This window comes from Pseudomonas sp. 20P_3.2_Bac5 (assembly GCF_025466035.1).
GTDB lineage: Bacteria > Pseudomonadota > Gammaproteobacteria > Pseudomonadales > Pseudomonadaceae > Aquipseudomonas.
Genome location: NZ_JANLOA010000109.1, coordinates 42,006 through 55,479, shown reverse-complemented (window position 1 = coordinate 55,479; position 13,474 = coordinate 42,006). Strand labels below are relative to the sequence as shown.

The window sequence follows — 13,474 nt, the reverse complement described above, 5'->3', positions numbered from 1 at the left end:
CCCCGTTTAGAACTGGTAGTTCACGCCGACGTAATAGAACGCGCCGGACGCCCCGGCCGGGGCGATGAAGCCGTAGCGGTTGATGCCGTTGACCTGGTTGAACGACTTGTACTTCTCGGGATAGGTATCGAAGAGGTTGTTGGCGCCCAGGTTCACGCCCAGCTCGCGGGTCAACTGGTAGCGCACGTCGAGGTCCACGACCCATTGCGCGCTGAAGGTCTGGTCCTGGCTGGCGAGGGTGGGGTGGTTGTAGGTGTACTCACCGAAGCGGGTGGCCTGGACGTTCACGCCCCATTTGCCGAGGGTGTAGTCGCTGGACAGGATCAGCTTGTTTTCCGGTGTGCCGTTTTCCGGGTTGAGCAGCACATCGCGGGTGAACAGGGTGGTGCCCGTGCGGGTCGGCACGCTGCCCTGCTTCACGTTGCTCACCTTGGTGTCGGTGACGCTGAAACCGGCGCCGAGATCCAGCCGTCCGAGTTCCTGCAAGTCCAGGCGATGCTTGAGTTGGGCATCGACGCCGCGGGTCTTGGTGTCATAACCGTTGGTGTAGAACGAGGCGCCGGTAAAGGCGCTCAGGCCGGCCTGGGCGAGGATGTCGCGCACGGCGGTGGAGCTGTTGTTGGCGGGGTCTTGCAGCGTCGAGGTCGCGAGGATGTTGCCGTCGATGTCGATGCGGTAGGCATCGATGGTCAGGGACGTGCGATCGGTCGGTGTCCAGACGAAGCCGAGCGACAGGTTCTTGGCTTTTACCGCGTCCAGCGCCTTGGCACCGAAGGCCGACACGGCGCTGTCGCCAGGGCGAAACAGGCGGGTGCGACCTGGCGCGGCCGCGCCGCCGTCGAAGCTCCAGTTACCGGTGTAGGTGGTGGTCTGGGTCGACAGTTGGCCCAGGCTCGGGGCCCGGTAGCCGGTGCTGAAGGTGGAGCGCACGGCAAACTCAGGCGTGAAGGTGTAGCGCGCCGAGAGCTTGCCGTTGACCGTATCGCCAAAGTCCGAATAGTTTTCCGCACGCAAGGCGGTGCCCAGTTCGAGCTTTTCGGTCAGGTGACCTTCGAGGCCCGCGTAGAGCCCGTAGACGTTGCGCGACAGGCTGCCGAGGTCGTCCGGGTTGATGCCGGCGATGTCCACGGCGCCAAACCGCGCACGCTGCCCGGCACCCAGTTGTCCCGCGGGGATCAGCCCGCCGCCGTAGTCCCAGGATTGCTCGTCGCCGATCTCGTTGATGGCGAAGTTTTCATGCCGGTAGGCGAGGCCGCCCGACAGGGTCCAGGGCGACGGTGCCCAACTGAAGTCCAGGTCGTGGTCCCAGTCGAGCGCCAGGTTGGTGGTCTTGCTCTCGCTGGCGCCGCGGTAGAAGTGCGTCGCCGAGGCCAGGCCGTAACTCGGGCTGAGGCTGTTTTCCAGGTAACCCTTGACCTCGTTCTTGCCGTAGGACACCGACAGGTCGAAGTTGCCGAGCAGGTCGTCGGTGTATTTCAGGCCGGCGACCGCTGACTGGTCATAGCGCTTTTCCGATACCCGCGGCTGAAAGCCGTTGGGATAGATCGCCTTGATGTTGTCTCGCGAGCTTGCGTAGTTGGGGTTCACATCGTTGATGTTGTTCGAGTAGCCGTAGTTGAGCGTGGTGTAGAGCCTGGCCTGGTCGTTCAGCCCCAGCTCGGCGTTGGCCAGCAGCGAGCCCTGTTCGCGTCCGCCTTGGCCCCAGCGCCCAGTCCTCAGGTCGCCTGCCGGGCCGGCGTTGACGTACTGGTGGTCGACGCCGCTGCGGTCCACCGGGTTGTTGCTCAGGCCATCGGCGCTGAGGGTGAGGAAGCCGTCGCCCGGCAGGCTGGTGCCCCACCAGCCGCTGGCGTTGCGGGTTTCGCCGTCACCCTTTTTGTACTGGCCATAGCGGCTCTGCAGGGCGCCGCCACTGTCGCGCTCCTTGAGCACGATGTTGAGAACGCCGGCGATGGCATCCGAGCCGTACTGGGCCGATGCACCATCACGCAGGACTTCCACTCGCTCGATGGCGCTGATGGGAATGTTGTTCAGCTCCACCAGTTGATCGGCGCCCCACGGATCGACGCCTGACAGGCGCCCGGTGGGGTTGCGGCGTTTGCCGTTGACGAGGATCAGCGTGTAGGCGGGGCTCAGCCCGCGCAGTGAGGCGGCGCGCACCGCGCTGGTGCCTTTGGAGGCGTTCTGGCCCTGCGGAAAGTTGAACGACGGCACCAGTTGGGTCAGCGCCTGGTTGAGCGTGACGGCACCCGTGTTCTGGATTTGCTCGGGGGAGATCAGTTCCACGGGGGCCAGGCTTTTCAGCGCCGTGACGTCCTGGCGCCGGGTGCCGAGCGTCACCACGGTGGCCAGCGTCGTATCGGATTGCGCCGCCGGCGACGCACTGTGCGCCCGGGGGGCTTTGACCGGTTGCGCCGCTGCACGCTTCGCCCCGGCCAGGCTGATGACGATGGCGCCGCTGGGCGTGTAGTTGGCCTGCAGGCCGGTGTCGCGCAGGGCTCGTTCGATGGCCTGGTCGCGGCTGAGGTCGCCGCGGATGGCCGGGCTGTTCAAGCCTTCCAGCGAGGCCTGGTCGAAGGAGATCGGGGTGCGGGTCTGGTGAGAGATCGTCAGCAGCGTGTCGGCGAGCGGGCCCGCATCAATGGCGAAGTACTCGCGGTGCTGATCGGCTTTGGCGCTGTCTTCGGCAGCAGCGAATTCCGGCACTGCCGCGAGGCTCAGCATCAGCGCATAGGCGAGGGGGGCAAGGGCGAAGTTGCGGGTCTGTTTCGGCATTTCGAATTTCACTATTCACGGAGATGTAATCCTCCATGAGCAACTGCTTCAGTGAATTTTCATTTTTGCCCTAGATCGTTTTGGCTTATCGATAGAACCGGCTCAGGCGCGCTCGATGCTGATCCAGTACGCGCTGAAGCGCCGCACCCTGATGGGCAGTTGCTGTTCGAGCATCTCCAGGGATTGATCGCTGTTGTCCAGTGGGTACAGGCCGCTGACGGTCAGGTCGGCAAGGCTGCTGTCGAGCCTGACGATGCCCGGGCGGTAGCTGCGGATCGTCTCGACAACCTCGGCCAGCGGCTGGTTGCGCGCTTCCAGCCAGCCATCCAGCCAGGCCGCTTCGCCTCTCATCATCGGCTGCTGATGGACGATGGCCGTGTCGTCGAACAGCACGCTGCGGCGCGGCTCGATGGTGACCACCGCGCCGCGCTCGGGCATCAGGCGCAGCGGCCCGTCGAGGGTGGCAATGCGCGTCGCATCGGGGTTTTGGCGAACCATCAGGCGCCCGCCGTTGCTCCTGATCACGCCTTGAGCCGTGCGCAGGACAAACGGTATGTGGGCGTCCTTGGCGACATCAAGCACCAGCTCGCCCTGGTGCAGTTGCAACTGGCGCTGATTGTCGACGAACGCAGTGGACACCCGGCTGCGGGCATTGAGTTGCAGGCGGCTGCCGTCGGCCAACTGCCAGTTGCGGCGCTCGGCCGTGCCGGTTTGCAGGTCATTGGACGAGGACCACTGTACCGCTCGGCCCAGCAAGCCGACCGACAGGGCCAGGCCACCGAGTGCCAGGCTGTTGCGCAAGAACGTGCGGCGCCCGGACGGCGCGTTGATGGCGTGGAGTAGCGGCGCACTCGGGCGCCCGCGCAGCGGCGAGCCTTGCGCAGTATCGAGCCCGTTCTGGATGCGCTTGAAGGCGTCGGCGTGGCGGCTGTCGGTAGCGCGCCACGCTTCGAACGCCTGGTGCTCGCCGGGGCTGACTTCGCCGGACTGCAAGCGCACCATCCACAGGATGGCCTCTTCGGCGATCGGGTCTTTGAAGGCCCGGTCAGGTGCATGCTTCATGACTCGAATACCTGGTAACAGCAACGCAGTGCCTGGGCCATGTAGCCGTGGACGGTGCCGAGGGAAATCCCCAGCCGCTCACAGATCTTCGAATACGGCAGGCCCTCGATCTGGTTGAGGATGAACACCGCTTTGGCCTGGCGGTTAAGCCCGTCGAGCAACTGGTCGATTGCCATCAGGCTTTCAATCAGCATCATTTGTTCTTCCGGCGAGGGATGAAAGACTTCGGGGATGTTCTGCATGGCCTGAAGATAGGCGCGCGACAGGTCGCGACGCCGCCAGCCTTCATAGATCAGCCGCTGGGCGATGGTGCTCAACAATGCCCGGGGCTCGCGAAAGGCGGCAGGATCGGGCATGGTCAGTACCCGGGCGAAGGTTTCCGCGGCGATGTCTTCCGCATTGTGTGGGCAGTCCATGCGCGCACGGACGCGCGCGCATAGCCACTGGTAATTGAGTTTGAACAGTTGCCCGATTCGTTCCCGATTTTCCGCGCTTGAAGCAGTCATGTCTTTCACGCAAAAGAAGCTGCTGCCTTGCCCCTGTGTAAGGTGTTCGGCCAGCGATTCGATCTCGGCGTCCTTTCGTGACGGTGCGCCCTGTCAGTTTGGCGTCGACAGTGGGCGGACTATGAACGAATGGTACTGAGGGGTGAAAGAATAAAAACGGCGAAGTAAATGCCGTTTTTGAATAAGAAGCGCGCGCCGCTGTTTGGCGACTTTTCAGAAAAAACTCGGAGGAACCCGTGCAACAACAGCAACCGGACCCGCGCTGGCAAGGCGACCTCTGGCTGGCAACCGACTACTGCCTGATCGCTGGCCGGGCAGGCCACACCGATGACCACGCGCACTATCCCCATCAGGTGCTGATCGCTTGTGAAGGCAGCGTCGAGGCGCTGGTCGACGGCACGCTCGAGCGCGGCGCCGTGGTGCCGATCGAGTCGGGCCGACAGCACGCGATCCTCACCGAGCAACCGCTGATCAGCCTGTTCGCCGAGCCGCTGGCGTTCGAATTGCCGGCACTGCGGCACGCTTGCGAACAGGCCGGGGCCGACCCCAGTCAGTTGATCGAAATGCTGAACAACCTTCCCCGCCGTCCCTTGCAGCCCCGGTTATCGAAAGCGTTGCAGCGCATTCGCCTGCTCGACGCCGACACGTTGCCGGCCTCCGTGTTGGCCAACGAGGCGGCGCTTTCCATCAGCCAACTGGAGCGGTTGTTCAACGGGCAACTGGGCGCGTCCGTGCGCCGGCTGGTGTTGTGGCAGCGCTTGCGTTTCGCCTTGCAACTCGCCTTGTCGGGTAGCAGCCTGACCACGGCGGCGGCGACTGCCGGCTTCTCCGATTCCGCGCATTTGTCGCGCTGTGTCCGCCGCCATTTCGGCATTCGCGCCGATCACAGCGTGCGCCATCTACGCCTGCACGTGATCGGCTAGCGCATCGCGCAGACTGGCGGGCAAGGGTGCGGGCGGATGCGTCGCCTGGGCGCCGGTGAACGGCTGGCGCAGTTGCGCCCAGTAGGCCACCGGGTAGTCGGGATGGTCGCCGATTCCCAGGTCATCGTTGGCCAGCGCGTAATCCGGCAAATGCAGGGCGGTGCCCAGCAGGCGATCCCACACGCTGAAGAACAGCGCGAAGTTCACATCGCCGTTGGTCCCGTACTTCAAGTGATGCAGGCGGTGCACGGGCGCCCAGGCGAACACATGGCGCAGCGCGCCGATGCGCATGTCGACGTTGCTGTGTTGCAGCAGCAACTGGATGGAAATGCTGAACGCCAGCAGCGCCGTCACCTCTTGCGGCAACCCGCACAGCAGCAACGGCAGCGTCCCGCCCAGGGCTTCGAGCAACTGGTGCAGCGGGTGCTTCATCAGCCCGTTGAAACCATAGAGCCGGGTGACGCTGTGATGCACCGCATGCAACCGCCACAACGGCGCGCAACGGTGGCTGGCGAAGTGCACGAGGGTGATGCCCAGATCCGCGATGGGCAGCGCCAGCAGCAATTGCCCACCGACCGGCCAGTGGCTCGGCCAGATCCCGACATCGGGCAGCAGCATGGCGATCAGTGGAATGGCCGCGACGCTCATCACGTTGAGGCTTTCATTGACGGCGGCGTGAATGGCGTCCCGGCGGCTGTCGTTCTGCGGTGTGTTCCAGTGCGGGCGATACGGCCATAGCTGCTCGCACCGTGCGCTCACGGCGATCGCCGCCACCAGCAACAACAGCAGCCAGCCGGGGCTCGCGCCGCGTGTGACGAGGTACACGCCGGCGCCGATGAAACCGAAGAAAAACACTGGACCGTACAGGCTGCGCATCTCGCTGCTCCTTGAAAAGTGGAGCCGCGAGTCTCGGCCAGGTGCGCCTGGCCGCGCTTGAACAAACGGCGCATGACGGTCGTTGCTCAAGGCGTTTCCGGGTCAGTGCGCCGCGTGTGCCTCTTCCCGGATCCACGCCACGAACGCCGCCACTTCCTCCCGCTGCCCGGCCTCGGGCAGCATCACCAGGTAGTACGCGAAGCGCGCCGGCCAGGGTTTATCCAGGGCCAGCGCGAGGCGGCCTTCGGCAATTTCCTCCCGCGCATATTCCTGCGGCACCAGGGCCAATCCCTGTCCGGCGGCGGCGGCGCGAATCAACAAATAATCATCGTCGAACGCCGTGCCGCGCTCGGCCCGCGGGTCTTCGGCCGCGCCATGCGCCGTGAGCCACAGCGCCCAGTCGGCGCGGTCGGAGTCCTGAAGCAGCGGATAGTCGAGGCAGTCGGCCGGCTCCCGCAGCGGCGGGCCCGACGCCAGCAACGCGGGGCTGGCGACCGGCAACAGCACCGGGGCCATCAGGTGCTCCGACAGCAGTCCGGGATAGTCGCCGAGGCCATGACGGATGGCGACATCGACCCGGTCACGCTGAAGATCCACCAACCCCGCCGACGCTTCGACGCGGACTTCGATGTCCGCATGGCGAGCGTTGAAGCGCCCCAGCCGCGGCACCAGCCAGGAGGCGGCAAAGGAGGGCACGGTGCTGATCGTCAGGGTGCGGCGTGCGCGGCTGGCTTCGAGGAGGTGCAGGGCCTGTTCGATCTGGTCGAAGGCCATCAGCAGCGTCGGAAAAACCCGCGCACCGGCCTCGGTCAGTTCCATGCGCAGACGGCTGCGCACGAACAGCGGCAGGCCGACACGTTCTTCCAGGTGACGGATCTGCTGGCTCACCGCACCCGAGGTGACCCCCAGCGCGGCGGCGGCATGCTTGATGCTGCCGTGGCGACCGACTTCGGCGAATGCGCGCAGTGCGAGCAGTGGAAAGACAGGATTCAAGGTTTAGCTGGCCTAAAGAGTGAGTGAAGATCAAATCGTTTCTGTCTGTGCACAGACGAGGCGACCATGGGCTGAGCCGGATTGTTCTGGTTTAGCCAGGCTTTCTCAAGGAGAAAGTCGGCATCACCCGCAAGGAGCCCGTTGATGATCCACCTCTACTCCGACAGCTCGCCCAATGGTTTCAAGGCCAGCATCGCCCTGGAAGAACTGGGCCTGCCGTATCGCCTGCACCACATTCGCATCGACACCGGGGAGCACCGCCTGCCGGAATTCCTGGCGCTCAATCCCCACGGGCGCATCCCGGTGCTGGTCGACGACGACACCGGCGTGACGTTGTTCGAGTCCGCCGCGATCCTGTTGTACCTCGCCGAGAAGACCGGGCAATTGCTGCCGCGAGACCTGCAAGGACGCTGGGAGGCGATCAAGTGGCTGCAGTTTCATGCCTCCAGCGTCGGGCCGATCATGGGCCAGCGTGTTCATTTCGAAGTGTTCGCCGAGCAGCCGGTGCCCGCCGCCATCGAGCGTTTCCGGCGGCTGACCGCCGATGCTTTCGCCGTCCTCGATCAACGCCTGGCCGCGCACCCCTGGCTGGCGGGCGACAGCTACTCCATCGCCGATATCGCCCAGTTCGGCTGGAGCCATATCGCCCGGATCATCGACTTCGATTTCAGCCAGTACCGTCACCTGAGCGCCTGGCATGAGCGCGTCGCGGCGCGGCCGGCGGCACAGAAAGGCGTGACGCTGCCCGCCGTGGCGACCGGCGCATGAGTGGGGGAGAGGGCATGAGTCGCTTCAAAGGCGCGCCATATTCCGCGTTCCACGGCCATCCCGGCTATCGGCGCATGTTCGCCCCGGACCGCCTGACCCTCGGGATCTTCCTGCCGCTGCGATTCTACGAGGGCGACATGAGCGTCCTCGCCGGCCAGGCGGAACGGGTGAGCGCGATCGACCGGCTCGGGTTCGCCGCGGTGTGGGTCCGTGATATCCCGCTGTTCGATCCGCACTTCGGCGACGCCGGGCAGGTGTTCGATCCGTTCACCTACCTGGCCTTTCTCGCCGCCCGCACGCGGAATGTCGCGCTGGCCACCGGCAGCATCATTTTCTCGCTGCGCCATCCGATCGACCTGGCCAAGGCCAGCGCAACCATCGACCAGTTGTCCGGTGGACGACTGGTGCTGGGTATCGCCTCGGGTGACCGGCCCATCGAATTTCCCGCCTATGGCCTGGAGCATGCCCGGCGCGGCGAGCGCTTCGCTCAGTCGGTGCGTTACTTCCGTCAGCTCATGGCGGCGGGGACGCTGGAGGTGGACTCGCCGCTGGGGCACGTCAGCGACGCACAGTTGCTGCCAAAGCCGGCCACCGGATCGGTCCCGCTGATCGTCACCCGTTCATCCGGCCAGTCGCTGGACTGGATCGCCGAGCAGGCCGACGGCTGGCTGACCTATCCGGACGCGACCCACACCGTGCGCGGGCCGCAGCACTTGGCCGAGAAGATCCGCGCGTGGCGCGAGCGGATCCCGGACGGTGGTTTTCGCCCGCACATGACCAATGAATGGCTGGACCTGATGGACGACCCCGACCATCCACCGACGCCGCTGCGCGGCGGCTTCGTCCTGCGCACCGGGCGCAATGGCCTGATCGCCCTGCTGGAGCGCTGGCAGGCGGCGGGGGTGAACCACGCCGCGCTGGGCATCCAGTTCTCGCAACGCCCCGCGGCCGAGGTGATCCAGGAACTGGCCGAGGACGTGTTGCCGCATTTCCCGTCATTGCAGGGGCCGCCCGCGTTGCCGGTGCCGTGGTGACGGGGCACCGGAAATGAAAAACCCCTTGAGGCGGTTGGCCTCAAGGGGTTTTGGGTGATGCGGGTGGAGCGCTTAGACGTTGAAGCGGAAGTGCATCACGTCACCGTCCTTGACGATGTAGTCCTTGCCTTCCAGACGCCATTTGCCGGCTTCCTTCGCGCCGCTTTCACCCTTGTACTGGATGAAGTCGTCGTAGGCGACCACTTCGGCGCGGATGAAGCCTTTCTCGAAGTCGGTGTGGATCACGCCGGCCGCTTGCGGGGCGGTGGCGCCGATGCGCACGGTCCAGGCACGGACTTCCTGTACGCCTGCGGTGAAGTAGGTCTGCAGGTTGAGCAGGCCGTAACCGGCGCGGATCACGCGGTTCAGGCCAGGTTCTTCCAGGCCCAGGGCCTCGAGGAACATGTCCTTCTCTTCGCCTTCGTCCAGCTCGGCGATTTCCGCTTCGATCTTGTTGCACACCGGCACCACGACCGCGCCTTCTTCTTCGGCGATGGCACGGACTACGTCCAGGTGCGGGTTGTTCTCGAAGCCGTCTTCAGCAACGTTGGCGATGTACATCACCGGCTTGCTGGTCAGCAGGTGGAAGCCACGGATCACGGCTTTCTCGTCTTCGCCCATGGTCTTCATCAGGCTGCGCGCCGGCTTGCCTTCGGTGAAGTGGGGGATGAGTTTTTCCAGGATGGCTTTCTGAGCCAGTGCTTCCTTGTCACCGCCCTTGGCGTTGCGGGTGACTTTCTGCAGTTGCTTCTCGCAGCTGTCGAGGTCGGCGAAGATCAGTTCCAGGTCGATGATCTCGATGTCGCGCTTGGGGTCGACGCTGTTGGAAACGTGGATCACGTTCTCGTCTTCGAAGCAGCGCACGACGTGGGCGATGGCATCGGTTTCGCGGATGTTGGCGAGGAACTTGTTGCCCAGGCCTTCACCCTTGGACGCGCCCGCCACCAGGCCGGCGATGTCGACGAATTCCATGGTGGTCGGCAGGATGCGCTGCGGTTTGACGATGGCAGCCAGAGCGTCCAGGCGCGCATCGGGCATTGGCACGATGCCGCTGTTCGGCTCGATGGTGCAGAAGGGGAAGTTCTCCGCCGCGATACCGGATTTGGTCAAGGCGTTGAACAGGGTGGACTTGCCGACGTTGGGCAGGCCGACGATGCCGCAATTGAATCCCATGGTGAATCCCTCTTCGTGAAGTCAGGCCTTCTGGCTGTGCAGCTCTCTCATCGCACGCGTCCAGTCACCGGCGAGGATGTCCGGCAGCACGCCGAGGGCAAAATCGATACTGGCGTCCAGCTTCTCCTGCTCGGCGCGCGGCGCCTTGCCCAGGACGAAGTTGGACACCAGCTTGGCATCACCCGGGTGGCCAATGCCAAGCCGCAGACGGTGAAAATCATTCTTGTTGCCGAGCTGCGCGATGATGTCGCGCAGGCCGTTGTGCCCGCCGTGGCCGCCGCCTTTCTTGAGTTTGGCGACGCCCGGAGGCAGGTCGAGTTCGTCGTGGGCCACCAGGATGGCATCTGGCTCGATACGGAAAAAATTGGCCAGTGCGGCAACGGACTGGCCGCTGCGGTTCATGTAGGTGGTCGGGATCAACAGACGAACATCGTTGCCCTGATGGCTGAATTTTGCCGTCAGGCCGAAATACTTGCGGTCAGCAGTCAGATTGACACGCTGGGCGCTGGCAATGCGTTCAACGAAAAGAGCCCCTGCGTTATGCCGGGTCTGTTCGTATTCGGGGCCCGGGTTTCCCAGGCCGACGATCAACTGGATGGCTGTCACGTCAGGGGCTCTTCCTTGGAGTTGGGGGTTGCGGTGTCAGCACCGCAACCCGGTCAACACCGGCGTACCGAGTGGATTACTCGGCAGCGCCTTCTGCTTCAGGTGCTACGCGCGGGGCGTGGACGTTGGCAACAGCCTTGTCATCACCGTGGGTCAGAGCCTGGAACTCAACGCCTTTCGGAGCTTTCAGGTCCGACAGGTGAATGATGGTGCCGATTTCGGCGTTGGCCAGGTCGACTTCGATGAACTCAGGCAGGTCTTTGGCTTCGCAGGAAACTTCGATCTCGGCCACTACGTGGGAGATTTCGCCGCCTTTCTTGACCGGGGCTTCTTCGTTGATGAAGTGAACCGGTACTTTGGCGGTCAGTTTCTGGCCAGCAACAACGCGAACGAAGTCGGCGTGCAGGATGAACTGCTTGGCTGGGTGACGTTGCATGGCCTTGACCACGACGTTTTCTTTAACGCCGTCGATGTTCAGCTCGATAACGTGGCTGTAGGCAGCTTCGTTTTCGAACAGCTTGGCCACTTCTTTAGCCAGCATTACGATCGATGCAGGCGCTTTGTCGCCACCGTATACAACGGCAGGAACTTGGGCGGCGAGACGACGCAGGCGGCGGCTCGCACCTTTCCCCAGGTCGGTACGCGCTTGGGCGTTCAGAGTGAAATCAGTCATTTTGTATCTCCAGAGTAGCCATCCCCCGAGTGGCGTTTGCGACCAGCGCCAAAGCGGGGTGGGCAAAAAAGCCCCGCCCCAACAACAGGTGTTGGGGCGGGGCGCTTTACGTCAACGGGGTGTTCGCGAGGGCAAGCCCTCAGCGGAACATCGCGCTGATCGATTCTTCATTGCTGATGCGGCGAACCGCTTCGGCAACTACCGGTGCGATATCCAGTTGACGGATACGGTCACAGGCTTGTGCTGCGGCGGACAGCGGGATGGTGTTGGTCACCACCAGCTCGTCGAGCACGGAATTCTCGATATTCTCGATCGCGCGACCGGAGAGGACAGGGTGCGTGCAATAGGCGTAAACCTTGGCAGCGCCGTGTTCTTTCAGGGCCTTGGCCGCATGGCACAGGGTGCCGGCGGTGTCGACCATGTCGTCGACGAGAATACAGGTGCGTCCTTCGACATCGCCGATGATATGCATCACTTCGGAGTGATTGGCCTTCTCGCGGCGTTTGTCGATGATCCCCAGATCGACACCCAGGGACTTGGCGACGGCACGTGCACGCACGACACCACCGATGTCCGGGGAAACGATCATGAGGTTTTCGAAACGCTGGTCTTCGATGTCATCCACCAGAACGGGGGAGCCGTAGATGTTATCTACCGGAATATCGAAGAAACCCTGGATCTGGTCAGCGTGCAGGTCGACGGTGAGAACACGGTCGATACCTACGACGGTGAGCATGTCAGCGACAACTTTGGCGCTGATAGCTACACGCGCCGAACGCGGACGGCGATCCTGGCGGGCATATCCGAAGTAAGGAATCACGGCAGTGATTCGAGACGCTGAGGAGCGGCGGAAGGCATCAGCCATCACTACCAGTTCCATCAGATTATCGTTGGTTGGCGCGCAAGTCGGCTGAATGATAAAGACGTCTTTACCGCGGACGTTTTCATTAATCTCAGTGCTGATTTCGCCGTCGGAGAACTTACCGACAGAAACATCACCCAATGGGATATGCAGCTGACGCACGACGCGCCGAGCCAGATCGGGGTTGGCGTTCCCCGTAAAGACCATCATCTTGGACACGCGCAGTACCTGAAGGCTGAGGGTATACCTGGATGAGTATAAGGAAAATGGCAGGGGCGGCTGGATTCGAACCAACGCATGGCAGGATCAAAACCTGCTGCCTTACCGCTTGGCGACGCCCCTGTATCTGTTGCTGCGAGTACCTTGTACTCGATTCCTAGAGCAGACTTCGTAACGTGCGATGCAACATTGATATGTTGCTTCCCTTTGCCACGAACCCTGTTTGGGTCTCTGCAAGAAGGGCCAAAACTTTATCAGCTTCAGCTTTGCCTGGGAAGGCCCCAAACACACAACTTCCAGTTCCGGTGAGTCTTGCATCAGTGAATTTGTTTAGCAAATTCAAGGCGTTACGTACATCTGGGTAACTTTGCTCAACTACCGCTTGGCAGTCATTACGACTGTTTCCCTTGGGAACGGGGCGCACTTTAATGGGCTTTGAATCACGTGTCAACAAAGGGTGTGAAAAAATTTCTGCTGTACTTACAGACACTTGTGGGACCAGCACGACATACCACGGCTCTTCAGGGTCCACCGGCGTGAGTTTTTCACCCACGCCCTCGGCGAACGCTGCGTGTCCGCGGACGAAAACCGGTACGTCGGCGCCCAGGCCCAAGCCCAGTTCAGCCAGTTGATCTTCGCTGCAGCCGGTTTTCCACACGTGGTCCAGGCCCAGCAGCGTGGTCGCCGCATCCGAACTGCCTCCGCCGATGCCGCCGCCCATGGGCAGCACCTTGGTCAGCCAGATGTCGGCGCCCAATGTAGTGCCGGTCAGTTGCTGCAACTTGCGCGCGGCCCGGACGATCAGGTTGCTGTCGTGGGGGACGTTGTCGATCTCGGTGTGCAGGTGGATTTCACCGTCTTCGCGCACGGCGAAGCGCAGTTCGTCACCGTGGTCGAGAAACTGGAAAAGCGTTTGCAGCTCGTGATAACCGTCGGGGCGACGGCCAAGAATGTGCAGCATCAGGTTGAGCTTGGCCGGGGCGGGCAGGGTCAGCGTGGTCATG

13 protein-coding genes and 1 tRNA gene are annotated in these 13,474 nt (G+C 63.2%); 3 read left to right on the top strand and 11 right to left on the bottom strand.

Annotated features, from left to right (window positions below):
• Positions 1–6: 6 nt before the first annotated feature.
• From NTD88_RS20460 to NTD88_RS20450, 3 genes are all read right to left on the bottom strand, one after another.
• Positions 7–2,775 (bottom strand): TonB-dependent receptor, encoded by a 2,769-nt coding sequence (locus tag NTD88_RS20460; RefSeq protein WP_262155647.1) that lies wholly within the window; start codon positions 2,773–2,775, stop codon positions 7–9.
• A gap of 102 nt (positions 2,776–2,877) precedes the next feature.
• Positions 2,878–3,837 carry a FecR family protein gene (locus NTD88_RS20455; RefSeq protein WP_262155645.1) on the bottom strand — a complete coding sequence of 320 codons (960 nt, stop codon included), beginning with the start codon at positions 3,835–3,837 and terminating at the stop codon, positions 2,878–2,880.
• A complete protein-coding gene (locus tag NTD88_RS20450) occupies positions 3,834–4,343 on the bottom strand; it encodes a sigma-70 family RNA polymerase sigma factor (RefSeq protein WP_262155644.1) in 510 nt (169 codons plus the stop codon). Before NTD88_RS20450 ends, NTD88_RS20455 begins: the two co-directional genes overlap by 4 nt.
• Positions 4,344–4,579: 236 nt before the next feature.
• Here NTD88_RS20450 and NTD88_RS20445 point away from each other — a divergent pair, with 236 nt between their 5' ends.
• On the top strand, positions 4,580–5,266 hold the full coding sequence (locus NTD88_RS20445) for a helix-turn-helix domain-containing protein (RefSeq protein ID WP_262155643.1): 687 nt from the start codon (positions 4,580–4,582) through the stop codon (positions 5,264–5,266).
• Here NTD88_RS20445 and NTD88_RS20440 read toward each other — a convergent pair.
• Together NTD88_RS20440 and gcvA are read right to left on the bottom strand one after the other, a co-directional pair.
• On the bottom strand, positions 5,243–6,142 hold the full coding sequence (locus NTD88_RS20440; protein ID WP_262155642.1) for a sterol desaturase family protein: 900 nt from the start codon (positions 6,140–6,142) through the stop codon (positions 5,243–5,245). The two genes, NTD88_RS20445 and NTD88_RS20440, sit on opposite strands and share 24 nt — an antisense overlap.
• 102 nt (positions 6,143–6,244) lie before the next feature.
• Entirely contained in the window at positions 6,245–7,135 is an 891-nt protein-coding gene (gcvA, locus tag NTD88_RS20435; RefSeq protein ID WP_262155641.1) for a transcriptional regulator GcvA, read from the bottom strand.
• 144 nt (positions 7,136–7,279) lie between these two features.
• On the opposite strand from gcvA, the gene NTD88_RS20430 reads away from it, so the two are divergent.
• Complete coding sequence (locus NTD88_RS20430; RefSeq protein ID WP_262155639.1) at positions 7,280–7,903, top strand: glutathione S-transferase family protein; 624 nt, start codon at positions 7,280–7,282, stop codon at positions 7,901–7,903.
• A gap of 14 nt (positions 7,904–7,917) precedes the next feature.
• Positions 7,918–8,937 (top strand): LLM class oxidoreductase, encoded by a 1,020-nt coding sequence (locus NTD88_RS20425; RefSeq protein WP_262155638.1) that lies wholly within the window; start codon positions 7,918–7,920, stop codon positions 8,935–8,937.
• A 72-nt stretch (positions 8,938–9,009) separates the two neighbouring features.
• Here NTD88_RS20425 and ychF read toward each other — a convergent pair whose 3' ends face one another.
• The 6 genes from ychF to ispE all read right to left on the bottom strand — a co-directional run bounded on the left by ychF (position 9,010) and on the right by ispE (position 13,473).
• The gene (gene ychF / locus NTD88_RS20420; RefSeq protein ID WP_095158654.1) at positions 9,010–10,110 is read right to left on the bottom strand and encodes a redox-regulated ATPase YchF; all 1,101 of its coding nucleotides are present in this window, start codon (positions 10,108–10,110) and stop codon (positions 9,010–9,012) included.
• A gap of 21 nt (positions 10,111–10,131) precedes the next feature.
• The gene (gene pth / locus NTD88_RS20415) at positions 10,132–10,716 is read right to left on the bottom strand and encodes an aminoacyl-tRNA hydrolase (RefSeq protein ID WP_095158653.1); all 585 of its coding nucleotides are present in this window, start codon (positions 10,714–10,716) and stop codon (positions 10,132–10,134) included.
• Between the two features lie 76 nt (positions 10,717–10,792).
• The gene (locus tag NTD88_RS20410; protein ID WP_262129244.1) at positions 10,793–11,389 is read right to left on the bottom strand and encodes a 50S ribosomal protein L25/general stress protein Ctc; all 597 of its coding nucleotides are present in this window, start codon (positions 11,387–11,389) and stop codon (positions 10,793–10,795) included.
• A 139-nt stretch (positions 11,390–11,528) separates the two neighbouring features.
• Positions 11,529–12,470: a ribose-phosphate pyrophosphokinase gene (locus tag NTD88_RS20405; protein ID WP_009405962.1), complete on the bottom strand. Its 942-nt coding sequence runs from the start codon at positions 12,468–12,470 to the stop codon at positions 11,529–11,531.
• A 48-nt stretch (positions 12,471–12,518) separates the two neighbouring features.
• Positions 12,519–12,593, bottom strand: a tRNA-Gln gene (locus NTD88_RS20400).
• 34 nt (positions 12,594–12,627) lie between these two features.
• On the bottom strand, positions 12,628–13,473 hold the full coding sequence (gene ispE / locus NTD88_RS20395; protein ID WP_262155637.1) for a 4-(cytidine 5'-diphospho)-2-C-methyl-D-erythritol kinase: 846 nt from the start codon (positions 13,471–13,473) through the stop codon (positions 12,628–12,630).
• Position 13,474: the final 1 nt, after the last annotated feature.